The following is a 25,936-nucleotide window of genomic DNA, read 5'->3' as shown; positions in this document are numbered from 1 at the left end:
GCAGATTGATCTGCCTGTTTGTATTTTTAATATGGAGCCTGTTAGGTTGATTTGCGCTGAATGACCAGCTTAAAGTACACAATGCTGCTTAGAGTCAACAAGCTACACAGGATAAAGGCGAACTGGTAACTGTAGGCTGCAATAATGGCGCCAATCAACAGGGAACCAATGGCAATGCCCAGATCATAAAAGGTATAAAAAGTCGAAGTTGCATAGCCAATACGGTGTTTAGGTGCACGTTGAATGGCCAGCGTTTGCATACAGGGCTGTACGCTCCCAAAACCTACCCCCACCATCACCGCAGCCAGCATAAACCCCCATAAAGTTTGAATCTGGCTCAGTAGAAACAAGCCCAGACTAAAGGCCACCAGTGCAGGATAAATCACATATTGCGGCCCCTTACGATCATAAACTTTTCCAGTAAGGGGGCGTAAACTCATCATGGAAATTGCAAAAACCACGAAGAATAAGCCGGCATAGGCCATTAAGTTTTTGCTTTCAGCAAAGGGGGCGATAAAGGACATGATACTGGCATAAGAAAATGAAATTAGCATCGCCAGTACGGCAATTGGTAGAACTTTCTTTTCCACCAAATCTGTCAGAGCAATAGACTTTTGATTGGAATGACCAGCGAATTTTTCAGGTTCTTTGACCGGAATCAGAAAACAAAAACCGAAACCGATAAAGACCAGAGCGATCAGCAGGGTACTCACCTCAACATAAGACCAGTATTCAATTAGGCTAAGCCCCAGCAATGGACCAAGCACAATGCCCAGATTGACCGACATGACGAAATAGCCCATACCTTCGCCTTTACGCTGTTCTGGAATAAACTGATTGACTACAGGGACACAAACCGTGGTCAATATACTGAACCAGATCCCATGTAAAAATCGGATGATGAACAGGAGAATCAGCTGATCTGCCAGCAGATAAGCCAAAGAAAACAGGCTAAAGAATACTTCTGAAACAATCAGAGTTTTACGCACCCCAAATTTTTCAATAATCAGGCCACTAAAAGGACGAACTGCAATTGCCGAAACCATAAATAAAGTCATGGCCAGACCTGCTTGGGTCAAGTTGCCACCAAGTTCATTTAAGATATAAATAGGCAAAATTGTCGTTTGCGCAAAATAGAAAATAAATAAAAACAGGTTGTTGGCCAGACAAAGTACAAAGGACTTGGTCCATAACGGCGATGGAGCAGTATTCATGATTTTCCTAAAATGATGTGCTGCGAGATGCGGGGCTTAATATGAAAGAATTATTGTGATAAATAAGCACGACATATCTAGGAGCGAAGCAAGGTGTATAGGAACTTTAAGAAAAATACGTGAAAATTACAATAATATTTTAATGTGATCCATTAAATTGAATACTCACAGGACTTTTATACCATTGAACTGATATAAAAAATCAGCCCTTAAGCTGATTTTTTATATGAACCACTATTTTATAAAAAGTGGAATTATAAGCCTGCTTCATATTCTGTATTGGCGAGCAGCTTGCTCACATCATCCATATTGTCCGGTTTGATTTTATAGATCCAGCCTTTGCCATAAGGGTCGTCATTAATAAAATCTGGATCATCTTCAAGATCAGCATTAACTTCAACCACCACGCCCGATACAGGAGCATGAATGTCAGAGGCGGTTTTAACCGATTCAACTACGCCGGCCTGCTGACCTGCGGTAAGCTGTGCATTCAGTTCAGGTGCTTCGACATAGACCAAATCACCTAGTGCATCCTGTGCATGGTCGGAAATACCGGTCACAACAAGATCACCTTCAATGCGTACCCATTCATGTGTACTTGCGTACTTTAGTTCTGAAGGATGATTCATTGATAACTCCTTAAAAATCTTAAGATCATTTTTGACATGTTTTATACATTCTTTTTGGTCAAAACAAAAGGCTAGGATCCTTTATAAATAAGGATCTTTACGCCAGCTGCTTGGGCTGCGACCACTCCAGCGTTTAAATGCCCGGCTAAAATTGGCCACATCGCTATAACCGAGCTCATCGGCAATCTGTTCTAAAGTAAAGTCGGTCCGCGACAGCAGTGAGGTCGCATGCCGGTAGCGTACTTCATCGACCAGGGTTGAAAAAGAAGTGCCTTCAGCCGCCAACTGGCGTTTTAAGGTGCGGTCGGACATATGCAGACGATCTGCCACACTTTCAATACTCAGATAGTGCTGCTCCGAATGTGTCAGAATATCCCGAACCCGCATCGCAATCCGGTGCCGTTCGCCCAGTGCAGACAGTTCTGCTTCACACTGGTTAATGGCGATCTGGCTGGCAATTGGATCGGCGTGGACCAGCTTGTTCATTAAGTAGCTTTTATCAAAGCTTAAAATTAAATGTGGCTGTTCAAAACGGAACTGGTGATTTGGAAATTTCGCCATGAAACGTTCAAAACCGTCGGGCTTTTTAAAATCAAAATCAATTTCACCGGAGACATGATCAATGCCCGTAATGGCTTTGGCCATGCTGATCATGCCGATAATCAGCGCAATGGAAATTTCGGTACGCAGGGGTTCCAGCTGAATATCTGTTTGTAACTGTACTGTGGCCTTGCTGCCAAAAGTTGAAAAAAACAGTTGCAGAAAGGGCATACGCAACTGGATAAAACGGTTCGCAAGTACCAGTGCATCCGTAATATCGTGAGCTGTCATGATGGCATAGCCGATAAAGCCATGAATCGAAATCCGCATTTGCGTACCCAGATGATAACCCAGTGTTGGTTCACCAGTCAGTTTCAGGGCATGCTTAACCAGCTCATTGGCCACAGTAGTCGGGATCCGAAAATCAGGATCGGCCAGTTGTTCAGCGGTTAGGCCAAATGGTGTAAATAATGATTCACTATTATATCCCCAGCGAGAAATCACATCGAGGAGTAAAAGACCGTATACGCCAGGAATACCCTGGTCTTGGCGTGAGGCTATTATTTTCATGCGCGATCCGTTGCACTCATACAAGTTTTTCTACTTATGCCCTGATATTGGCATGAAACAGTCATTTTTTCATTCATATTGTTCGACAAAAGCTGGCTAAATTGTCCTGCTTAAATTAGAGGATGAGCCTGATTATAGCCAAAAATTGATCTAAAAGTTATATAATTCATGTATCTAAGAGAAAAGTTTATTCTTTCAGAATGATAAAAACCATTTTATTAAAAGGCAATCATGTCAACAGACCGCTTAATGAATGAAAAAAAGAGACATCACAATCAGTCTTAACCAAAGCCGCAGGCCTGATCTGAAAGATGTACATCTAGATCAGGCTTGCGGTTTGGAAGCGTTATTTCTTTTAAATCAAAGCTATTTGAAAAAAGTTATAGATCGGTCGAGGGCGCTTTGTGAGCTTGTTGTTCGATCAGGAAACCGCCTGTTTGTCGCTGCCAGAGATGAGCATAAATACCGTTTAACGCGACCAGCTCCTCATGCGTGCCTTGCTCTGCAATGCGGCCCTGATCCATGACAATCAGGCGATCCATCTGGGCAATGGTCGAGAGGCGATGTGCAATCGCAATCACTGTTTTATCCTGCATCAGGTCATCCAGACTGCTCTGAATTGCCGCTTCTACTTCAGAATCGAGCGCACTTGTCGCTTCATCCAGAATCAGAATAGGGGCATCTTTTAAAAAGACCCGGGCAATTGCAATACGTTGACGCTGGCCACCAGAAAGTTTCACGCCGCGTTCCCCCACATAAGCCTCATAACCTTTACGTCCACGTAAGTCGCTCAAGTTCGGAATAAACTCTTCTGCCTTGGCTTTGCGCACAGCATCATACATTTCTTCATCGGTCGCATCCGGACGGCCATACTTGATATTTTCTGCGACTGTACGATGCAATAAAGAGGTGTCTTGGGTTACCAGGGCAATATTTTTACGTAAACTGTCCTCAGTGACATGATCAATATCCTGACTATCGATCAGGATTCGGCCCTGATCCAGCTGGTAGAAATGTAATAATAATTGAATCAGTGTGGATTTTCCTGCACCTGAACGACCAACGATGCCGATTTTTTCACCCGGACGAATCGTTAGATCAAACTGGTCAATGACCGGTTTTTCATTATAGGCAAAGGTGATATTTTCAAACCTGATTTCTCCTTGCTTGAGCTGCAACTCTTTCGCATCCGAACGGTCTTCAATAGAAATTTTACGTCCCAGCGTACGCATTCCGTCCTGAATGGTGCCGACATTTTCAAATAAGGCAGAGGTTTGCCACATCATAAATTCGGCAATACTGTTCAGTTTCAGCACCATCGCGGTGGTAGCTGCAATAATGCCGAGTTCAGCCTGTCCCTGCATCCAGAGCCAGACCGCCGTCCCTAACACACCTCCATACAGAATTACGCTCAGAAATAAAATGCTGATTTCATATTGGGCGCCCAGACGCATTTGTTTATAAACGGTCTGCATAAACTCCTGCATGGAAGACTTGGCGTACTGACTTTCGCGTCCGGCATGAGCAAAGAGCTTGACCGTTTGGATATTGGTATAAGCATCGGTGACCCGTCCGGTCATCACTGCACGGGCATCAGCCTGTTGCGAGGAAATTTTACTCAGTTTTGGAATAAAGTAACAGGCAGCACAAATAAACAGCAGTAACCATAACAACAGGGGCAGAACCAGTAAAGGAGAAATGGCGCCTAGTACGATATTGATCGTAATGAAGTAAATCAGGACATAGGCCAGCATATCGCCCAGAATCACCCAGAACTCACGAATCGCCAGAGAGGTTTGCATCACTTTGGCAGATAAGCGTCCGGCAAAATCATTATGGAAAAAATCCAGACTTTGTTTAAGTAACAGATTATGAAAGCGCCAGCGCAAGCGCATCGGAAAGTTACTGTATAGAATCTGATGCTTGATAAGCGACTGGGCACTGGCAAATAAAATATTGGCCAGCAGAATAAAGCTTAACCAGATAAGATTACGGGCATGTTCTTGTAAAAAAGTCTCTGGCTGGCTGCGGCTGAGCCAGTTGACCAGTTCGCCAATCTGGGAATAGAGCACGGCTTCAAAGCTGGCAGCACCTGCGGTACATAGCACCAGAATCAGTAAATAACGGCGTACCCCATAGGCCGCCTGCCAGACAAAAGGAAAAAACTGGGTAGGCAAGGGCTGATTCAGATGTTTGGTGGGATAAGGGTCCACCAGCCGTTCAAGCCATCGAAACATTGTCGTACTCTTTTCTCATGCATGCTGCTTTTCAGGAAGTATAAAGGATTCTATTTTTTAAAGTCTGCAATTGGGTGAAATTGCCACACAATGATGAACGAAATCAAACTTTAGATTGCAGGTTGAACGCTTAGATGAGTTGTATCTCTATTGCTGTATTTAAAAGAAATATTTGATGGCATTGGGTAAAGCAGCAGACAATACGCATATACAAAGCCTGAAATGACGCATCATTTCAGGCTTGCATTTAGGCTTGCGCTATTCAGTGAAACGTTTAGTGAATAATTGGCGAAGGTGGTGGAGTAAAAGCTTCTTTTAGATCATGACCTGAAGGAGCCTGATACACTTTCAGCTCAAACTCGGGAATAATCGCCAAGATATGATCCATGATATCGGATTGGATATTCTCATATTCAGTCCAGGCAGTGGTATTGGTAAAGGCATAAATTTCAAGCGGTAAGCCTTCACTGGTCGGTTGTAACTGACGCACCATTAAAGAAAAATCTTTGGCAATCCCGGGATGCTGCTGTAAATAAAACTCCAGATAGGCACGGAACGTTCCCAGATTGGTCAAACGGCGCTGGTTATATTGGGAATGATGCTGTAACTGTTGGTTGAATTTTTCTATTTCTTCACTTTTACTATTCAAATATTGATCCAGCAGGATAAAATTTTTCAGCTTGGTCTGTTCTTCGGCACTCATGAAATGCACACTGCTTTGGTCAATGTGGATTGAACGCTTGATCCGGCGTGCACCAGCTTCCTGCATACCGCGCCAGTTTTTAAAGGTATCCGTGACCAGCTTGTTGGTGGGAATGGTCGTTATGGTTTTGTCAAAGTTTTGCACTGTCACGGTATGTAATGACATATCAATGACATCACCATCGGCATTCAGTGAAGGCATTTCAATCCAGTCACCAATACGTACCATGTCATACGAGGAAATCTGGACTGAAGCCACCAGCGATAAAATCGTGTTCTGAAAAACCAGCATCAGCACCGCGGCCATCGCACCAAAACCGGCCAGCAGGGTAAATACATCCTTTCTCAGGAAGGTACCCAGAATCATCAAGCCGCAAACAATAAAAATAATCAGCTTTACCAACTGCAAATAACCTTTAATCGGCTTGTTACGTGATTTCGGATTACGCTGGTAAATCAGGTTGAAAATATTAAGCAGCTCGCCGAGTGCCAGTGCAATGGTCAGGAAAATAAAGGCTTGCGCGCCCATTTCGATAAGGGCTTGAGCCTTATCTGATAAATGCGGTACGGTACTGATACCATTCATGATCACGATGGCCGGCACAATATTGGCAATCCGGCGAATCACGCTATGCTGAGCAAAAATCGTGTTATTGGCAAAAGGCATTTTGGAAATGAGTTTACGAATTCCACGAACAACCACTTTTTTAGCAAATAAATTGGTAATAAGGGCAAATAGAATCAGGATGCTTAATGAAGACAGCATTTCCAGCCAGGGATACTGATCTGTCCAATCCTGAATGTTCTGAATAAAATTAAACTGTTCCAACTGATCTTTCTCTTAGACTAAAAAATTTGATAGAGTTTATAGCTTTGAAGCTGACTTTTTAATCCTGGATAACTTTTTAAAACATATCCCTCTAGGTCTTATACTTTTTTTAGCCTCATCGTTTCATTGAATATAAAAAAACCGGCAGGTTTGCCGGTTTATATTTCCAGATGTTTTCTGGCGAGGTGGCAGAACAAACTACCACATCAGGTCATCTGGAATGACATAGGCTGCATATGGATCTTCTTCATCAGTAATTTTTTCATTTTTCTCTGAATTGTTAACCAGAATAAAACCTTCCATTTTGGCATTGATACGCTCTGCCAATGCTTTAGGTAAGAAAGCATACTGGGTATTGTCACGTGCAATCACGAGACTGCCAGCCACTAAAGCATTATAAATCTGTTGATTGATATAGACTTTTTTGATTTTATCATTATCAATGAACTGGTAGCTGATTTCGCCATCGGTATCGCAGATTTTATGCTGATTGATCATCTGTATGATGGCAGCTTGCAGTTCTTTTTCCTGTAACTGGGCTTTTTTCGCTCGCTCAATGGCCTGATCTTTGGCCAGCTTTTCCTGTTGGTCCTGTGCAATCTTCGCCTTGATTTCAGCTTCACTGCTGTCACCCGTACGTTTTTCATGTACTGCCTGTTTAGACAGTTTTTTTGCTTTTTTATTATCGACCAGGCCAGCTTTTAACAATTGTGCCTGTAATGCATTTTTAACCATGAGAACTTCCAGAAATTAGTCGTGTTGATGCCGATAACGCAAATAGATGATCCAATAACTCAGGCTTAACAGAAAGCTGAGTGCCGTAGGAATCAGGAATGCATTCAATTTTAAATAAGGATAGGTCCAACTGGCAAGGATACCACCAATCAGAAAACCGAGAAAAATCAGCCCATGCAGAATGACACGGCGAGATTCCACTTCCAGCCTTCGCAGACGATAGCCCAAAGCCAGACCTAAGTCCGTGAGAACACCAGATAAATGGGTGGTCCTGATAATCGTACCTTTATAATGGCTGACCATGGCATTTTGCAGACCCATGGCGACACAGGCCCAAAGCAAGGCATACCGTGGAAAATAGGGCAGTAATAACCAGCACAGGAAAATAAAAAAAGCCACCAGACTGAGAGGGTAGCCATACAGGCGTCCCAGGCGAAAGTGGCTGTTTCCAAGAATCAGGCCACTATACATAGAACCCATTACATAACACAGGATGATCAATACCAGATATAGCATCATTTCTGGCTGCCATTCTAGTAAAGCCATAGTCAGCATGCTGACATTACCGGTCATATGGGAAACAGACTGATTCAATACAGTCAGCAGTCCCAGCACGTTAATCATACCTGCATTCAGGGCAAGTAAAAACGCACCCAACTGTACCCACACGGGCAAACGCTGTAACGGCATAACAACATCATTAACAAAAAAATTATTGATTAATCAATATAAAATCAATTTAAAGCGCGGTCTACTGCTACCGTAAATAAAACATCGGTAGAGGAGTTTAAGGCAGTTTCAGTCGAGTCTTGCAAGACACTAATCACCATACCAATCGCAACCACCTGCATGGCAATATCCGAAGAAATTCCAAACAGGCCACATGCTACTGGAATGAGCAACAGGGAGCCACCGGCTACACCTGAAGCCCCACATGCAGATACCGCCGCAACAACAGACAGAATCAGCATGGTGCTAAAGTCTACGCTGATGCCTAGCGTATGAACTGCGGCTAAAGTAAGTACTGTAATGGTGACTGAAGCACCGCCCATATTGATGGTCGCACCTAGGGGAATTGCTACACTTGAGGTTGACTCACTCACTCCTAAACGCTTGGCCAGATCCAGATTAACAGGAATATTCGCTGCGGAACTGCGGGTAAAGAAGGCGGTAATGCCACTTTCCCGTAAGCAGGTAAAGACCAGAGGATAAGGATTACGGCGTGTGACCAGCGCCACCATTAAGGGGTTAATCACCAGAGCAACAAAAAGCATGGTGCCCAGAAGAACCGTGAGCAATTGGGCGTAGTTGGACAAGGTTTCAAGACCTGCTTCAGCAAAGGTCACTGCCACCAGACCAAAAATACCGACAGGCGCGAAGCTAATCACCAGACGAATCACATGATTCACGGCAGAAGCAGTGTCATTCAGCAAGGTTTTGCTGCTGTCCGAAGCATGGCGAAATGCCATTCCCAAAGCCACTGCCCAAGCCAGAATGCCAATAAAATTGGCTTCCGAAATTGCCACTATCGGGTTTGCCACAAAGCTCAGCACTAAATTCTGCAAAATTTCACCCAGGCTCCCCGGTGGTTGCAAGTCAGCCTGGGCTGCAATGTCCAGAAATAACGTGCTTGGAAACAGCATGCTCGCCACAACGGCACTGAGTGCAGCCAAGAACATGCCGGCACCATACATCAGCATGATGGGACGAATCGCGACATTGGTCTGACCAACTTTAAAATTCGCGATTGAAGCTAAGACCAGAACGAATACCAGAATCGGCGCAACAGATTTTAGTGCTTTAATAAACAGATCACCCAACAGACGGAGTGACGGCGCAGCTTCGGGAAAAACCACAGCTACGGCTACACCTAAAATAATGGCGATAATGATTCGAGAGACTAAACTTATACGCGAAAGGGCAGAAAACATAAGGTTGCCTTGTGAAAATTACGAGGGCGAAATTTAAAAAAAATTGGCACTATTTTATACTTAAATTTCAAAGGGATTGAAAATATTTTCAGATAAAAAATAAACCCTTGATATGAAATGGAAATTATAGTTAAAACCTTTTTTAAAATAATCGACTCTGTCCATAAAATATCTATTTTGGGGCTTATTTTACCTAGAATTCCAGATTTTCATTTATAAAATAAATAGCAATTAAATATTAATCACCTGAAATTATAATTAAATGCAAGATAAAATAACTCATGGTTGAAAGTCCATTTCAACCATGAGTTTGAGCAGGATTGGACTTAAAGATTATCATCCTGAGGCGCTTCAAAAATTTCTGGCGCCAAGTCCTGAATAGCTTGAAAATGGGTCAAATAGATCTGACCACTTAAATAGGTCAACAGTTTGGAGGTATGTAAACGGTCCATCACCGGGCCTTTGACTTCAGCAAAATGCAGGCGAATATTGAGCTTGGCCAATTCAGCATTCAGCTCTTCCAGCATTTCTAGTGCACTCAGATCAATCGCACTGATACTGGAGCAGTTCAGAATAACATGCTGCAACTGATCATTATGGCTCAGCTGATTAATCAGATACCCTTTAAAACTGTTGGCATTTAAAAAGGTCAGGTTTTCATCAATCCTTAAGGATAAGACACGTTCAGAAGTCCGGGTTTGATGGCGCTGAATATTACGAAAATGCTGCGTACCTTCTACCAGTCCCAGCACGGCAATATGCGGCCGGCTGATTCTCCATAACATCAGGGCAAAAGTCGATACAATACCAATCAGCAGGCCTGCACTAATATCAATCAGCACCACGCTGAAGAAGGTAATCCACATCGCAATCCCGTCGGCTTTGGAATAACGCCACGCATCTACAAAAGGCTGAAAATCAACCAGCTTCCAGATGGAAACGATAATCGTAGCGGCCAGAATGGTCAGCGGCAAATCTTCGAAAAAACTGGTAAAGAATAGGCTGACAATAATCAGGGACAATGAAGACAGCACACCTGCCATAGGACTTTTGGCACCCGCATCGGCATTTACCACAGTACGTGACAAACTGCCAGTTACAGGAAATGCCGAACTGATTCCGGCACTGATATTGGCCACCCCAAGTGCAATCAGTTCCTGATTGCTATTTAAATTACTGCGTTGCTGTAAGGCTGTGGCTTGGGCAATGGAAAGTGATTCGACAAAGCTGATCATGGCAATCATGGCGGCACCCGGTAACAGGCTGATCACCAGATCCCAATTCCAGTGTGGAAAAGACAACGGTGGAAAACCAGATGGAATTTCTCCGACCGTCTGAATACCTTGAAGTTTAAGATCCAGAAAAACCACAGCAGTAATCCCGAGACAGACCAAGATCAGCGGTACGGCGCGCACGAGAAAGTCAGTTGACCCGATCAGGCTCTGAATGCGTTGCGATTTTAAAATCTTGGGAAGATAAATCAGTATCAGCAGGGCACAAATGCCGAAAATCAGGCTGGGCAGATGCAGACGCGGCAGATATTCCCATAAGCTTAGCGCCAGTTCCGGAATATTATTGGCTTTTAAGGGTAAATCCACCAGAAACTTGAACTGGCCCAAGGCTATCAGTAAAGCGGAAGCTATAATAAAACTGTGAATGACCGGATGACTGATCAGCTGAATTAAGAAGCCAAACCTGAGTAGACCCAAAAGTAGGGAAATGATACCGACCAGCAGAGCCAGCAATGTGGCTGCTTCAATATACGCCGCTGAACCGACCTCAAACAAGGGATTTAAGGTGGCAAAAGTCATCATTGAAATGATGGCGACGGGACCAATGGATAAAGTAGAACTGCCACCGAGCAAGGCATAAATGATCATCGGCAGAATACTGGCATATAAACCCATCATGGGTGGTAATCCCGCCAGCATTGCATAGGCCATCCCTTGCGGAACCAGCATGGCCACCACAATAAATGCAGCCAGTGCATCAGACTTAAATTTGATTGAATTATATTGGCTTAACCAAGCCCAGGCAGGGATTCTATGCAGCAGTTTGGACTTGGAATTGGGCATATCAAGGTCTAAATCACAAATATAGATATATTATGCACAAATTCTGCTAAGAAGTCTTAAAAATAAAATGCAGCTGATAAATTTTACGCAGCATGAGTAAAAAAGTTTAGATGAAACCTGATCGTCTAAAACTGTTCGATTAAACCTCCATTTAAAATGGTTTCATCTATAACTTAATGTATTTTATCAATTTAAATTAGAATCCATTCTTTAGCCCAAGAGTTCCTGAGGACAATAAAGCCGGTATAAGGTATTCAGCATTTCCACCAAGTGAGGATCTTTAATAGAATAATAAATCTGTTTACCATCGCGGCGGGTACTGACCATGTCGTTCCTGCGTAGCATCATGAGCTGCTGGGAAAGGGTGGGTTGTCTAATCTCGGTCATTTCTTCAATTTGAGAGACGTTCATTTCTGATTGAGAAAGATGACATAAGATAAGCAGACGGTCCGTATTAGCCAGAGACTTTAAAATAGCGACGACCTGTTGTGCTGAATCCCGCATGATGTCAATTTCGAGATCGGTTTTCATTCAGAATGTCCATTTATAAAATTACAGCGTCCCTGATTATATGAACTCATACAGGGGATTACATTGCTCAAAAAGATTAAGTTTTATTATTTTTAATGCGTCCAGTTATTAAAAAAAGTTATGTACTTGATGTTGATATATAAGCAGACTTTAATGCATAGTAAAAATGTTATTTCAGCAAAGTCTCGCCATTTTGTATAGAAGTCATCGGGCATCTACAAACAGAAAAAATGCTTGTATGATGGTGCCAACACTTGAACTTATAACATTAGGGATATACTCATGAGTACAGATCCAGCTTTTCCAACTCCTTCAAATCTCGGTATCGCCGTATATAGTAATAATGCAGACGCGATTGGAAATACACCACTAGTTCGTATTAACCGTGTAATTTCGACTGCGGCAACGGTACTTGCAAAAGTTGAAAGCCGTAATCCTGCTTTTTCAGTGAAATGCCGTATTGGTGCTGCGCTGATTGCCGATGCAGAAAAGTCGGGCAAGTTAAAGCCGGGCATGCATATTGTTGAGCCAACCAGTGGTAATACTGGTATTGCGCTGGCGTTTGTGGCTGCCGCCAAGGGCTATGATATTACTTTAACCATGCCTGCCAGCATGAGTATTGAGCGTCGTAAAGTGGTCAAAGCTTTGGGGGCGAATCTGGTACTGACAGATCCGGCCAAAGGAATGAAAGGTGCAGTCGACGAAGCCACACGTCTTCTTAATGAGAATCCGGATCTGTATTTCCTGCCACAACAGTTTGAAAACCCGGCCAACCCGAAAATTCATGAAGAAACCACCGGACCGGAAATCTGGGAAGCTACTGGTGGTAAGGTAGATATTCTGGTTGCAGGTGTCGGTACGGGGGGCACGATTACGGGTATTTCGCGTTATTTTAAACAGGTTAAAAACCAGCCTCTATATACCGTGGCAGTGGAGCCTGCTGAATCGCCAATTATCGGTCAGGCAAAGCGTGGCGAAACCCTGACACCAGGGCCACACAAAATTCAGGGAATTGGGGCGAACTTTATTCCAGCTAATCTGGATCTGGACCTGGTCGATGAAGTCATTGCCATCAACAGTACTGACGCCGTTGAATGGGCACGTAAGACGGCAACCCAGGAAGGAATTCTGGTGGGTATTTCCTGTGGCGCGGCAATGGCGGCGGCGGCACAACTGGCTGCACGACCTGAAAACGCGGGTAAAAATATTGTGGTCATTTTACCAGACGGTGGTGAGCGCTATTTATCTTCCATTCTGTTTGAAGACATCTCTGCTGAATAAGCTGATTTCGCCATCGTACTTACAATAGACCACACAAAATGTAAAAGACCCGGAACAGCTTCCGGGTTTTTTATTTTAAAAATCAGGTTTTAATTTTTATAGTCACCAGATAGAGAAATACTTGACCTTCCCATAGTGGGAATGTTTAAGCTATAGACTCATAAAAGTAAATATATTCCATGAGCCAGTGGAGAGCATGATGAGCAAAGTCGATAGCCCCCAACTGTATGAACAACAATTGCAGATTTCAGGAATGACCTGTGCTTCATGCGTAGCGCGGGTAGAGAAGGCTTTAAAAAAGGTGGAAGGCGTGACGGATGCGCAGGTCAACCTGGCTACAGAAAAGGCCTGGGTAAAAAGCCAGCAGCCCGTTGCAGCCGCTACCTTGCTACAGGCCATTGAAAAAACCGGCTTTGCTGTGGTGACCCAGCAATTGAATCTGGGCATTGAAGGCATGACCTGTGCCTCGTGTGTGGCACGTGTCGAAAAGGCCTTGAAAAAGGTGGAAGGTGTGACGGATGCGCGAGTTAATCTGGCGACTGAACAGGCACAGGTCATTGCTCTTTCTTCACTACAGACCTCCACTCTGGTTCAGGCGATTGAAAAGGCAGGATTTCATGTCCGTGCGGAACACATTGAGCTAAATATTCAAGGGATGACCTGTGCCTCGTGTGTGGCACGGGTAGAAAAGGCTTTGCTTAAAGTCGAAGGTGTTCAAGGAGCACAGGTCAATCTGGCGACTGAAACCGCGCGTGTACAGGCGTCACGCAGCCTGCTCCCCCAACTGATTGCTGCGGTCGAAAAGGCGGGTTTTCAGGCCAGGGAGCTGAGTCATGCAACCATGGATACTCATGCCGCGTTTCAGGAGAAAAAAGCCGAGGAAACTGCAGAACTCAAGCGTGACCTGTGGATGGCGCTGGCTTTGGCGATTCCGGTATTTATTTTGGAAATGGGCTCGCATCTAATTCCTGCATTTCATCATTTTATTTTGCAGACTCTGGGGACCCAGAATAGCTGGTATTTACAGTTTGTATTGACCACCCTGATTCTGGTCTTTCCGGGAAGACGTTTTTATCAGCATGGAATTCCAGCCTTATTGCGTCTGGCACCGGACATGAATTCGCTGGTGGCAGTAGGTACGCTTGCTGCCTATAGCTTTTCCTGTATTGCAACCTTCCTGCCTGAGCTTTTACCACAGGCAACCGTACATGTGTATTTTGAAGCAGCTGCCGTTATTGTGGCGCTAATTCTGCTGGGACGGTATCTGGAAGCTCGGGCGAAAGGCAAAACCTCGCAGGCTATTCAGTATCTCATTGGTCTGCAGCCTAAAACGGCGCGTATCCAGCAAAATGGAGTCTGGATTGATCTGGATATTGCAGAAGTCCAGCAAGGTATGCTGATTGAAATCCGCCCGGGTGAAAAAGTGGCCGTCGATGGGGAAGTTGTCTCTGGTCAAAGCTATATTGATGAAGCCATGATCAGTGGTGAACCGCTACCGGTCATTAAACAGTCAGGCGATCAGGTCATTGGCGGTACCGTCAACCAGAATGGAACCTTGCAGATCAAGGCCACTGCGGTTGGACAGGATTCGGTACTGGCCCAGATCATTCAGATGGTGGAACAGGCACAGGGCGCCAAACTGCCTATTCAGGCGCTGGTAGACAAGGTCACTTTATGGTTTGTACCTGCGGTGATGGGGCTGGCAGCACTGACCTTTATTATCTGGTTCCTGTTCGGACCGGAGCCGAATCTGACTTATGCACTGGTCAATGCAGTTGCTGTATTGATTATTGCCTGCCCATGTGCCATGGGCCTGGCGACCCCGACTTCCATTATGGTGGGTACAGGCCGTGCCGCCGAGTTAGGGGTTTTATTCCGTAAAGGGGAAGCTTTGCAGCTTTTGCAACGTACGCAAGTGGTTGCTGTCGATAAAACCGGTACGCTGACAGAGGGTAAACCGGCTTTAACCGATTTTGAGGTTACGGAGGGTTTTGAGCCTCAACGAGTTTTACAAATTGTGGCCTCAGTAGAAGCCAAGTCTGAACACCCGATAGCCCATGCAATTGTAGAGGCGGCACAGCAACAGAAGCTTGAGTTGCTGGACGTGAGTGAGTTCGATTCGATTACAGGGGCTGGTGTAAAGGCGCAGGTGGCAGGGTATCAGGTGCATATAGGTGCCGAACGGTTGATGCTGGAACTGGGACTGGATCTTGCCCTGTTTAAACACATGGCTCAGCAACTGGGTGATCAGGGCAGAACGCCGTTATATGTCGCGCTTGACCAGCAACTGGCTGCAATTATTGCGGTGGCCGATCCGATCAAGCCGACGACCTATAGCGCAATTCAGGCTCTGCATGATCAGGGGCTAAAAGTGGCCATGATCACTGGAGATAATGCCTATACTGCACAAGCCATTGCCAGAGAGTTAAAGATTGATCAGGTGATTGCAGAAGTGCTGCCGCATGAAAAAGTTGAAGCTGTACAACAATTACAGCAGCAACATGGCGTTGTGACTTTTGTGGGAGATGGGATTAATGATGCACCGGCTTTGGCTCAGGCTGATGTAGGCATGGCGATTGGCACTGGAACAGATGTCGCAATTGAAGCTGCAGATGTGGTGTTGATGTCAGGAAATTTACAGCATGTGGCGACTGGTATTGGCTTAAGTCAGGCCACAATGCGTAATATTCGCCAGAACCTGTTTTGGGCCTTTATTTATAATATCGCCTTGATTCCGATTGCAGCTGGTGTACTGTATCCATTTTTTGGCATTCTGCTTTCTCCGATGTTTGCCGCCGGTGCGATGGCTTTGTCTTCGGTATTCGTAGTGTCGAATGCGTTAAGATTAAAGACCTATCAGGCCGTCCAGTTTAAGGAACAGTCATGAATATTGGCCAGGCCGCCAGACGTTCGGGGATCTCGGCAAAAATGATCCGCTATTATGAAGAGATTGGATTATTGCCCGAACCGAAGCGCAGCACCTCAGGTTATCGCCTCTATACCGAGCAAGATATTAAAACTCTCAGTTTTATACAGCATGCGCGCGAACTGGGGTTTTCATCAACCCAGATGAAAGAACTGCTGGACTTAAGGCTGAACAGTGCCAGACATAGTGCGGATGTCAAACAGCTGGCGGAACAGCATATACAGCGTTTACAACAGAAAATTGCCGATATGCAGAAAATGATTCATATTTTGCAGCAGTCGGTAGATCAGTGTGCTGGCAATGAAGAATCGGATTGCCAGATTTTAAAACAGATCGAGCAGGGTAGCTTGCCCGAATGTTCCAGTTCAGACTGTCAAAAATAGTCCGGTATTTAAAGCATACACTCAATGAATTTACTTAATGCAATGGAGAAAGAAATGAAATTCCGTATTAACAATATGACCTGTGGTGGCTGTGCGCGCAGTGTGACAGCGACCATTAAAGATCTGGATGACCATGCAACAGTTGTGATTGATGTGGAAAGTAAACTGGTCGAATTGCAAAGCAGCCGTAGCGAAGCTGAAATTGTTGCGGCCCTGACGGAAGATGGTTTTCCACCGGTTCCAGCAACTTAAAATAAGATCAAATGCCTAACTCAAGTTAGGCATTTTTGATTCCATGGAAGAAATTTTATCTGGCGTCATCAGCGCCTGATTAATATACAGCTTGATCAGCCGTTCACGTGAGCCGATTGATTTTTGATAGTGGGTCGAATTGAGCAGCAGTGAAGCTCCATAGGTGACTGTCCAGATATAAGACAGATAATCCCGTATTGACATGGCACTGTCTAAAGACAATAGATAATCATGTGTCATGTCTTTGATCCGGATAATTCGTTCTTCTCGAATCTGGTACAGCTCCTGAAAAAGTTCTTTCAGATTTTTTTCATTATTAGTCAGACGTTCCTCAATCACATGCAATAAAATGGTGCGATTAGAATTCAGCATGTGATACAGCATATATTGGGACACATAGTGCTTGATATCGTTATTGTGATTTTTCGAAATTTCCAGAATTCTTTTTTCGTTGCGAATAATCAATTCCAGATAAAGCTGATTCTTGCTTTTAAAATGTTTATAAATTGTTCCCTTCGCGATATCCAGCTCACTAGCCAATTCACTCAGGGTAATATCCTGATGATTGTCCAGTAACAGGCATTCAGCCATGTTTAATATCTTCTCTTTACGAAGAAGAAAGTTCTGCTGTCTTACAGTCGTCATCTTCTTGGTCCATACGTCTCGAAAAAGAACAGACCCAGATTATGCAATATTTTTGCCAGTGAATATAAAACTAAGGTCGTTATTTTGCTTCAAAGCTGTATGTTTATTCGTCAGTTGGCGTATTTGACTTATATAGAGCGCACCCTTCCTGAAGGATTGTCAAGAAAAATGAACCCTAAAGGTCAGTTTGCTTAAATAAAATTCCCTTTTTACCCTAATTATTCTATTTTCTGCCAAGTAAAGTCATACAGTCATGTAGCTATCACAATATTCAGCTACAGATTTGGGTATCACCATTTAAGGAAGTTGAACATGCCAATTTATAATGCGCCTCTCAAAGACATGGAATTTATTTTAAAGGATGTGTTTCAGGCTGAAAAATTCTGGCAAGACAATGAAAAGCTGGCTCATCTTGACTTGGCCACAGCCCATGCGATTCTGGAAGAAATGGCCAAGTTTTCAAAAAACGTTATTCTGGATCTGAACCGTCCGGCCGATGAAAGCGGTGGCGCTCAATTTCATCAGGGTGAAGTGACCACCCCTGCAGGTTTTAAAGAGGCATTTCGCCAGTTTGCCGAAGGTGGCTGGGTTGGTTTGGGTGCACCCGAAGAATGGGGCGGCCAGAATATGCCTAAAATGCTCACCGTGCTGGCAGACGAGATGATCTGGAGTACCAACCCTTCCTTTATGCTTTATCCGCTATTGACGGTAGGTGCCGGCATGGCGATCAATGACCGGGCTTCTCAGGCGCAAAAAGAAACCTATCTGCCAAAATTTTATACAGGTGAATGGTCTGGCACCATGTGTCTGACTGAGCCACACTCAGGAACCGATTTAGGCATTATTAAAACCAAAGCCGAACCGAATGCTGATGGCAGCTACAATATTACCGGTACCAAAATCTTTATTACCAGTGGTGAGCATGACCTGTGCGACAACATCATTCACCTGGTTCTGGCCAAAACGCCAGATGCGCCGGCCGGTTCGCGCGGAATTTCTCTGTTTATTGTGCCGAAGTTTCTGGTCAATGCTGACGGTTCTTTGGGTGAGCGTAATGCCGTATCGGCCGGTTCTATCGAACATAAAATGGGGATTAAAGGCTCTGCAACCTGTGTAATGAACTTTGACGGCGCCAAAGGCTATCTGGTGGGTAATGAAAATGAAGGTCTGGCCGGCATGTTCGTAATGATGAATTATGAACGTCTGTCGATGGGCATTCAGGGAATTGGTGCTGCGGAGTTTGCCTATCAGAATGCCGCCCAATATGCGACCGACCGTTTACAGGGACGTGCCTCAACAGGTGCAAAATCACCTGAAAAACCGGCAGACTCAATTCTGGTTCATGGTGATGTGCGCCGTATGCTATTGAATGTCCGTGCTAATAATGAAGCTTCACGTGCATTTGCGGTATATGTAGGGCAACAGCTCGACATTACTAAATATTCTAATGATCCGGAAGCAATACGCAAAGCCACAGACCGTGTCGCGCTACTTACCCCAATTGCCAAAGCCTATCTGACCGATAAAGCACTGGATTCTGCACTGGAAGCGCAAATGTGCTTCGGTGGTCATGGTTATATCCGTGAATGGGGAATGGAGCAATGTATTCGCGACCTGCGTATTGCACAGATTTATGAAGGCACCAACGGGGTCCAGGCAATTGACCTGATTGGCCGTAAGACGACCAAATGCAAAGGGGCGTATTTAGCTGAATATCTAAGTGAAATTCGTGAATTTGCCCAAGGCTTGGATGACAGTCTAACGATTAAAGCGGTGACTCTGGATGTGTGTCAAAAACTGGAAGATATTACCGCCTATATCATTACCCAGTCTCAGACTGATTCTGATTTCTCCAATGCCGTTGCAGTAGACTATCTGCATGCCGTGGGACTGCTCAGTTTTGTGTATATGTATGCACGTATCAGTCAGGCAGCCAGCTTAAAAGCGGAAAGTTTCTATCAGCATAAACTGGTTCTGGCCGACTATTATCTTGCCAAAGTTCTGCCGGATCTAGATGCACGTTTGCAACGCATTCAGGCAGGTGCCGATCTGGTCATGCAGTTGCCAGAAGATTATTTTACTGCTCAGGCCTAATGATTAAAAAAGATCAAAAAACTGGTCACCAGAGATACATTGCAGTCTATATAAACTGCAATGTCTGATTACTGAAAAAGAATAGAAGGATGAATATCATGATCGTAATCGTAGAAGCTGTACGTACCGCCATGGGCGGTTTCCAAGGTTCACTCTCTAGCTATACAGCACCAGATTTGGGGGCGGCTGCAATTAAAGAAGTGGTGGCACGTTCGGGTTTACAGCCCAATGAAATTGATGAAGTCATCATGGGCTGTGTACTGCCAGCAGGGCTTAAACAGGGACCGGCACGTCAGGCGATGCGTCAGGCAGGCTTACCTGATGCTACGGGTGCAACCACCATCAATAAAATCTGCGGCTCAGGTATGAAAGCCGTGATGCAGGCCGCAGATGCAATCAAAGCGGGTTCGGCTGAAATTGTGGTAGCAGGTGGCATGGAGTCTATGTCAAATGCGCCCTATTTGATGGATAAGGCACGTGCCGGTTTTCGCATGGGGCATGGCAAAGTCACTGATCATATGTTTCAGGAAGGGCTGGAAGATGCTGAGACAGGCCTGTCAATGGGAATTCTGGCGCAGGACATGGCAGACAAAAAAGGCTATACCCGTGAACAGCAGGATCAATATGCGATTGCTTCACTAAACAAGGCGGTTGCAGCGATTGAGGGCGGGTTCTTTAAAGATGAAATCGTACCGGTGGTGGTCAGCAGCCGCAAAGGCGAGGTCACAGTTGATCAGGATGAACAGCCTTTAAATGCCAAGATAGACAAGATTCCAAGCTTGCGCCCGGCGTTCAAGAAAGACGGCACCATTACTGCGGCAAATGCCAGTTCAATTTCAGATGGTGCCTCTGCATTATTAGTAACTTCAAGCGAGATTGCAGCAGAGCGCGGCTTAACACCGCTTGCCAATATTGTGGCTTATGCCAGCCATTCACAACATCCAAGTGAATTTACCATTGCACCGGTTGGTGCCATTGAAAAAGTATTAAAGCAAACCGGTTGGAATGCCAAAGAAGTCGATCTGTGGGAAATTAATGAAGCATTTGCCATGGTGACGATGGCTGCAATAGATGCCTTTGATCTGGATACAGCCAAAGTCAACATCAATGGCGGTGCCTGCGCTTTAGGTCATCCACTCGGTTCTTCAGGCTCGCGTATTATTGTGACCTTGATTCATGCCTTAAAACGTACCGGCGGCAAGAAGGGCATTGCCGCACTCTGTATCGGCGGCGGTGAAGCAACTGCGATTGCAGTAGAACTGGTTTAAGTCCGTCCAGAACTCAATGCTCGAATGAGCAAAATTAACTATTGATTCAAAGAGTTATGCTTCTGGTTCGCCAGAAGCAACCATTTGTTTATTTTATATTTTTTGAGATTTCTTATGAACGGTTTAGAGCGCATTCGTTTGCTCCCATTACAAGATAAAGTGGTATCTGTAGAACAAGCACTACAACTCATTCAAGAGGGCGATGTCATTGGTTTAAGCGGTTTTGGTGGAGCAGGTGAGGCGAAAACTGTGCCTTTGGCATTGGCTGAGTATGCACGGAAGCATCCAATCCATATTACCTTGGCGACAGGTGCAAGTCTGGGGAACCAGATTGATGGCAAACTTAATGAAGCACACGTTATAACCCGCCGTTATCCTTATCAGGCCGATCCTTCTTTACGTAAAGCGATTAATGCGGGCGAAGTCATGTATGTCGACCAGCATCTCTCTGAGCTGGCCGACAATATCCGTCATAAAAACCTGCCCGCAATTAATGTAGCTATCATTGCAGCCACCGCCATTACCGAAGATGGTCAGATTATTCCAACAGGCTCTTGCGGAAATTCTGCAAATTTCATCGAAATGGCAGACCGGGTCATCATTGAAATTGACATGACGATCAACCCTGTGCTTGAAGGGGTTCACGATATTTATTTGCCACAAGCTCGTCCAAACCGCGGGCCAATTCCGCTGATACAAGCCAGTGACAAGATTGGAACGATCGGGATTCATGTGGCGCCTGAAAAAATTGCTGCGATTGTGATGAACGAGATTCCAGATACTTCCTTTGGTATGGACCAACCAGATGAAGAAACGCTGGCAATTGCAAGTCACCTGATTGATTTTTTTGAGCAGGAGGTCGCAGCAGGGCGTTTACCGGAAAATCTGGGGCCACTGCAATCAGGTGTAGGCTCAGTGGCCAATGCGGTATTTGCCGGCTTTGAACACTCCAGTTTTAATAACTTGGAAATGTATTCTGAAGTTTTGCAGGACTGCACTTTTCAGCTTATCGACTCCGGCAAGATGACCTTTGCTTCTGGCTGTTCCATGACCCTGAGCGATGACTGGGCCGCACGGGTGATGAAGAATTTTGATCAGTATAAAGATAAAATTGTCTTGCGCCCGCAGGAAATTTCCAATAATCCCGAACTGATTCGCCGCCTCGGTATTATTGCGATTAATACGGCACTGGAGTTTGATATTTACGGAAATGTGAACTCCACTCATGTCGCAGGGACCAAGATGATGAATGGTATTGGTGGCTCGGGAGATTTTACCCGCCATGCGCATCTTGCCATCTTTGTGACCAAATCCTATGCCAAAGGTGGGGCAATTTCTTCAGTAGTTCCTCTGGTGAGCCACATTGACCATACCGACCATGACGTAGATATTTTGGTGACTGAGCAAGGTTTGGCAGATCTGCGCGGTCTGGCGCCGCGTGAACGTGCCCGCAAGATTATTGATATCTGTGCTCATCCGGATTATCGCGAAAGTTTGAATGATTATTTTGAGCGTGCTTGTGCACGTGGTGGCCATACACCGCACTTATTAAATGAAGCCTTGTCCTGGCATGCTCAATTTGAAGAAACCGGTTCCATGAAAATCGCTTAAGACTCTTAATTGCATTGATTGTAAAATAAAGCCCGTCTAAGACGGGCTTTATTCAGTTTTTGTCGTTTCAACATTCTTTGAACTATTTAAAAACTTTTTCCAGTACATGGCGGTGAATGAAACGCAGTTTATCTTTGACGCTTTCTGAGAGCTTGAAAGGATAGGCATCTTCTAGCCCCATACTGCGGTTCAACGCATTCAGATTGAAAGTCAGCGTAATCCAGTTTTCTAAAATATGTTCAAAATCCTGTCCGCCAATCGGGCATTCCTTAAAATTCATACTGGCCAGGTCCCGATTATTTCCTTGCACACGCAGGCCCGCATAATAGGCAGTTTCGAGAGTTTCCATCATGTGCAGATAATGCGCCCAGGTTTCGGCCCAGTCTTCCCACGGGTGAGCCGACGCATAGCTGCTGATATAGTTTTCCTGCCAGTTGATGGGTGCGCCTTTGTTATAGTGACGTTCCAGAGATTGACTATAATCTTGCTGTTCATTACCAAAATACTGGCGAAACTCATCCAGCAGTTCAGGATGTAAATGCTGCATGACATTAAAATAGTAATGACCGCTTTCATGGCGAAAGTGCCCCAATAAAGTCCGGTAATTTTCACCCATATTTACCCGTGTTGTTTCTCGATAAACCACATCTGCCTCAATGGCATTCAGGGTAATGACGCCATTGGAGTGTCCTGTCAGCACTGGTTTATCTTCTTCGGGCAGAATAAAATCAAAGCGTATCCCAAAGGGATCATTCTCTGAATATTTCGGACGCGGCATCATATTCATGCCCAGGGCCAGATATAGAAAACGGCGCTTGGCTTCTTCCAGACGGAACCAGTAAATCAGGTTTTCTGTATTCTCCAGATTGGGAATTACATGGGTCAGCTGGCAGGATTCACAGAAATCTTCTTCATCGCTGCTAGGAATCATCCAGTTACAAACCTGATAGTGAGTATAATTATGACAGGGCTTGTAACTGGTATGCCGATACTGCTTGGCCACCGGAATCCATTCCGTCGGGCTTTGTTTCTTGAATGTACACAGCTCTTTTTCAGAAGCGACATAACCGATAGGAAGCAGGCAATGATCACATACTGATTTATAAAAAAAGATCTGCCGATGGCAAATTGCACATTCAAAATATTTCATTTCTGCTCCCTTGCAGTTTTATCTTCTTTACTTACCTCTTTATAAAATAGAGAGGTGATTCCATAAAATAAACTGCATCACGGCATATGTGTTTTAATAAGAATAATAAAAACTTCAGCAAAAACCTGATACTTATAATTTGTAAAGACAAGCATAAAAGCTATATCAGGCATACTTTCTAATTTTTTTTAATTTAAAAATCAAAAGAATAGGCAGGTGATAAAATTAATTTTACGGTTTTAAATTTAGGCAGCCTCTAAGTTATTACCCAATTCGATTGAAAGTGAATGCTTTATTTCGATGCACAAAGATTATTCTGCCGGGTTTGAGCTTCAACTTCTTAGAGTTCAATAAAGCAGCTATTAAAGAGTAAGGTTTTATTGATCGCCCATTTATCCATACTTTATTTTTCTTCGGCAATTCAGACTTCAACTTAGACGCTTATGTGTCGCTGATATTTGCGTATTGATAAATTTAAATTATTTTTTAAGCCACAAAATTAAACTTTCAGCTATTAGATCTCATCCCATTTTTAATTAGTCATACGATGGGCTAAGGCATAGAATTAATTTACTTTTGTGGTCGTGGCATAGGGCAATGAGCTGGATTTTCTTTACTTTAATGGCGGCATTTATGCAAGCCTGGCGTAATGCCTTCCAAAAACAGTTAAGTACAACGGTAGATGTTTGGGGAGTTACCCTTGCGCGCTTTATCTTTGGATTGCCATTTGCCGCGCTTTATCTCAGTAGTTTGTATGATCTGAAACCGGCTGAAAATATCGTGCATTTTAGCCCAAAATTCTGGATCTATATTGTGATTGCCGGCTCAAGTCAGATTTTAGCGACTGCGCTGATGGTGCAGCTCTTTAAGCAGAAAAATTACGCCATTGGCGTAGGACTCGCTAAAAGTGAAGCCATACTGGCTGCCATGATTGGGGTTGCCTTTTTATCCGACCAGTTGTCTGTTTTGGCCTGGACAGGCGTGGCGCTGGGTGCTTATGCCGTTTTTCTCTTGAGTAAAGGTCGGGAGGTGACTGGATTTTCTCCCAAAACTCTGGTTATTGGAATCGGAAGTGGTTTAAGTTTTGCAATTACCTCACTTCTGGTACGCGAAGCCAGTCTGGAGCTGAATACCTTGCCGGCTTTACATCGGGCGGCCTGGGTCTTGATGATGGTCATCAGCTTTCAGTGCCTGAGCATGCTGATGTATCTGAGCATTTTTAGTCGCCAGACTTTAGTAGAAATGTGGCAGCGTCTGGGGTTGGTCTTTAAAGTTAGTATCTGCAGTTTTATGGCATCACTTGGCTGGTTTACTGCCATGAGCATGATGAGCGTACCGGTAGTCAAAACCTTGGGACAAATCGAGATTTTGTTTAGTATGCTGATTTCTGCTTATTTCTTTAAAGAAAAACTGGCCCGTACTGAACATTGGGGATTGGTTCTGGTGGTGATGGCGGCGGTTTTAGTGATATGGGCCTAGAGTCTATATAAAAAAAGCCACTGCTCAGCAGTGGCTTTTCCTTGATCCAACAATGCGTTTAAGCAGCAAGAAATGCCTGAACCGCCTGATTAAAGGCTTCAGCTTGCTCTACACTGGAAATATGTGAGGCATTGATTTCACAGAGCTGGCTATTGACGATACTGTGTTGCATGGCCTGAGCGTCTGCCACTGTGGTAACCGGATCTTGCTGACCTGCCACAATCAGTACCGGCACCGAAACTGATTTGATTTGCTCACGTAAATCCGCTTTAGCCAAAGCTTCACAGCAGCTTGCATAACCTTCCGGGCTGCCAGCTCCAAGGTCGTTTGAAAGTTCTGCCACAATTGCTGCGTTGCTTTGGATAAAGGGTTCGGTAAACCAGCGTGATGCGGCAGTGGATGCGATCGGTGCCAGACCTTGTGCACGAACCAAGGCCGCACGTTCCAGCCAGGCTTGCTCCTGACCGATCTTCGCGGCTGTATTGGCCACAATCACGTGATTAAAACGTTCAGGGTGATTAATTGCCAACCATTGCCCGGTTAGCCCACCCATGGAAATACCGCAAAAATCGGCTTTCTGGATATTCAGATGATTCAGTAAATGGATGACGTCTTGACCTAATTGATCAAGTTGATAGGGGCCTTGTGGTGCTGTTGAGCCTCCATGACCGCGAGTGTCATAACACACCACAAAATAATCTTTTTGAAAAAATTCAATTTGTGGCTGCCACATACTGAATTTAGTACCCAACGAATTGGAAAAAACCAGCGCAGGCTTGGTGGCATCGCCAAAAGTCTGATAATTGATCTGTGCATCATTTGATGTAAATGTTGGCATGAAATATTCCTTTTTA

General features: G+C 44.6%; 21 protein-coding genes and 1 pseudogene. 9 read left to right on the top strand and 13 right to left on the bottom strand.

Annotated elements, in window-relative coordinates:
• Positions 1-41 precede the first annotated feature (41 nt).
• The 10 genes from NI467_RS07805 to NI467_RS07760 form a co-directional block, all read right to left on the bottom strand.
• Positions 42-1,214 carry an MFS transporter gene (locus NI467_RS07805; RefSeq protein ID WP_151207693.1) on the bottom strand — a complete coding sequence of 391 codons (1,173 nt, stop codon included), beginning with the start codon at positions 1,212-1,214 and terminating at the stop codon, positions 42-44.
• A 254-nt stretch (positions 1,215-1,468) separates the two neighbouring features.
• Complete coding sequence (gene gcvH, locus NI467_RS07800; RefSeq protein ID WP_151203382.1) at positions 1,469-1,843, bottom strand: glycine cleavage system protein GcvH; 375 nt, start codon at positions 1,841-1,843, stop codon at positions 1,469-1,471.
• Positions 1,844-1,924: 81 nt separating this feature from the next.
• On the bottom strand, positions 1,925-2,953 hold the full coding sequence (locus NI467_RS07795; protein WP_253152132.1) for an AraC family transcriptional regulator: 1,029 nt from the start codon (positions 2,951-2,953) through the stop codon (positions 1,925-1,927).
• A gap of 380 nt (positions 2,954-3,333) precedes the next feature.
• On the bottom strand, positions 3,334-5,190 hold the full coding sequence (locus NI467_RS07790; protein ID WP_253152129.1) for an ABC transporter ATP-binding protein: 1,857 nt from the start codon (positions 5,188-5,190) through the stop codon (positions 3,334-3,336).
• Positions 5,191-5,464: 274 nt separating this feature from the next.
• Positions 5,465-6,721 (bottom strand): mechanosensitive ion channel family protein, encoded by a 1,257-nt coding sequence (locus tag NI467_RS07785; RefSeq protein ID WP_151203385.1) that lies wholly within the window; start codon positions 6,719-6,721, stop codon positions 5,465-5,467.
• A gap of 198 nt (positions 6,722-6,919) precedes the next feature.
• A complete protein-coding gene (locus NI467_RS07780) occupies positions 6,920-7,456 on the bottom strand; it encodes a DUF2058 domain-containing protein (RefSeq protein ID WP_253152128.1) in 537 nt (178 codons plus the stop codon).
• Positions 7,457-7,471: 15 nt separating this feature from the next.
• Positions 7,472-8,146 (bottom strand): YoaK family protein, encoded by a 675-nt coding sequence (locus NI467_RS07775; protein WP_174659822.1) that lies wholly within the window; start codon positions 8,144-8,146, stop codon positions 7,472-7,474.
• Between the two features lie 44 nt (positions 8,147-8,190).
• Entirely contained in the window at positions 8,191-9,387 is a 1,197-nt protein-coding gene (sstT, locus tag NI467_RS07770) for a serine/threonine transporter SstT (protein WP_151203388.1), read from the bottom strand.
• 326 nt (positions 9,388-9,713) lie between these two features.
• Positions 9,714-11,462, bottom strand: coding sequence for a SulP family inorganic anion transporter (locus NI467_RS07765; RefSeq protein ID WP_253152127.1), 1,749 nt, complete (start codon positions 11,460-11,462; stop codon positions 9,714-9,716).
• 210 nt (positions 11,463-11,672) lie between these two features.
• Positions 11,673-11,993 carry a helix-turn-helix transcriptional regulator gene (locus tag NI467_RS07760; RefSeq protein WP_151206368.1) on the bottom strand — a complete coding sequence of 107 codons (321 nt, stop codon included), beginning with the start codon at positions 11,991-11,993 and terminating at the stop codon, positions 11,673-11,675.
• A 282-nt stretch (positions 11,994-12,275) separates the two neighbouring features.
• Here NI467_RS07760 and cysK point away from each other — a divergent pair, with 282 nt between their 5' ends.
• The 5 genes and pseudogenes from cysK to NI467_RS07740 all read left to right on the top strand — a co-directional run bounded on the left by cysK (position 12,276) and on the right by NI467_RS07740 (position 16,835).
• Entirely contained in the window at positions 12,276-13,274 is a 999-nt protein-coding gene (gene cysK, locus NI467_RS07755) for a cysteine synthase A (RefSeq protein ID WP_174659825.1), read from the top strand.
• Between the two features lie 196 nt (positions 13,275-13,470).
• A pseudogene (locus tag NI467_RS14915) lies at positions 13,471-13,635 on the top strand (cation transporter); the annotation flags it as partial.
• Positions 13,636-13,671: 36 nt separating this feature from the next.
• Entirely contained in the window at positions 13,672-16,161 is a 2,490-nt protein-coding gene (locus NI467_RS07750) for a copper-translocating P-type ATPase (protein WP_374982204.1), read from the top strand.
• On the top strand, positions 16,158-16,583 hold the full coding sequence (gene cueR / locus NI467_RS07745) for a Cu(I)-responsive transcriptional regulator (RefSeq protein WP_253152125.1): 426 nt from the start codon (positions 16,158-16,160) through the stop codon (positions 16,581-16,583). Before NI467_RS07750 ends, cueR begins: the two co-directional genes overlap by 4 nt.
• Positions 16,584-16,637: 54 nt before the next feature.
• On the top strand, positions 16,638-16,835 hold the full coding sequence (locus NI467_RS07740; protein ID WP_253152124.1) for a heavy-metal-associated domain-containing protein: 198 nt from the start codon (positions 16,638-16,640) through the stop codon (positions 16,833-16,835).
• 15 nt (positions 16,836-16,850) lie between these two features.
• On the opposite strand, the gene NI467_RS07735 is transcribed toward NI467_RS07740, so the two are convergent.
• Positions 16,851-17,480 (bottom strand): TetR/AcrR family transcriptional regulator, encoded by a 630-nt coding sequence (locus NI467_RS07735; RefSeq protein WP_151203395.1) that lies wholly within the window; start codon positions 17,478-17,480, stop codon positions 16,851-16,853.
• 312 nt (positions 17,481-17,792) lie between these two features.
• Between NI467_RS07735 and NI467_RS07730 the strand changes: the two genes are divergently transcribed.
• The 3 genes from NI467_RS07730 (at position 17,793) to NI467_RS07720 (ending at position 22,453) form a co-directional block, all read left to right on the top strand.
• Positions 17,793-19,574 (top strand): acyl-CoA dehydrogenase C-terminal domain-containing protein, encoded by a 1,782-nt coding sequence (locus NI467_RS07730; RefSeq protein WP_151203396.1) that lies wholly within the window; start codon positions 17,793-17,795, stop codon positions 19,572-19,574.
• A 98-nt stretch (positions 19,575-19,672) separates the two neighbouring features.
• Complete coding sequence (locus tag NI467_RS07725; RefSeq protein ID WP_253152123.1) at positions 19,673-20,842, top strand: thiolase family protein; 1,170 nt, start codon at positions 19,673-19,675, stop codon at positions 20,840-20,842.
• A gap of 114 nt (positions 20,843-20,956) precedes the next feature.
• On the top strand, positions 20,957-22,453 hold the full coding sequence (locus tag NI467_RS07720) for a succinate CoA transferase (RefSeq protein WP_253152122.1): 1,497 nt from the start codon (positions 20,957-20,959) through the stop codon (positions 22,451-22,453).
• An 82-nt stretch (positions 22,454-22,535) separates the two neighbouring features.
• Here NI467_RS07720 and NI467_RS07715 read toward each other — a convergent pair whose 3' ends face one another.
• The gene (locus NI467_RS07715; protein WP_253152121.1) at positions 22,536-23,603 is read right to left on the bottom strand and encodes a putative zinc-binding metallopeptidase; all 1,068 of its coding nucleotides are present in this window, start codon (positions 23,601-23,603) and stop codon (positions 22,536-22,538) included.
• Positions 23,604-24,200: 597 nt separating this feature from the next.
• Between NI467_RS07715 and NI467_RS07710 the strand changes: the two genes are divergently transcribed.
• Positions 24,201-25,082 (top strand): EamA family transporter, encoded by an 882-nt coding sequence (locus NI467_RS07710; RefSeq protein WP_253152120.1) that lies wholly within the window; start codon positions 24,201-24,203, stop codon positions 25,080-25,082.
• A gap of 58 nt (positions 25,083-25,140) precedes the next feature.
• On the opposite strand, the gene pcaD is transcribed toward NI467_RS07710, so the two are convergent.
• On the bottom strand, positions 25,141-25,920 hold the full coding sequence (gene pcaD, locus NI467_RS07705; RefSeq protein ID WP_253152119.1) for a 3-oxoadipate enol-lactonase: 780 nt from the start codon (positions 25,918-25,920) through the stop codon (positions 25,141-25,143).
• Between the last annotated feature and the right edge of the window lie 16 nt (positions 25,921-25,936).

The sequence above is a fragment of the Acinetobacter sp. S4397-1 genome, assembly GCF_024129285.1.
Taxonomy (GTDB): Bacteria; Pseudomonadota; Gammaproteobacteria; order Pseudomonadales; family Moraxellaceae; genus Acinetobacter; species Acinetobacter lwoffii_C.
Note: the sequence above shows the minus strand (reverse complement) of the source record. Positions and strands in the feature narration are given on the sequence as shown.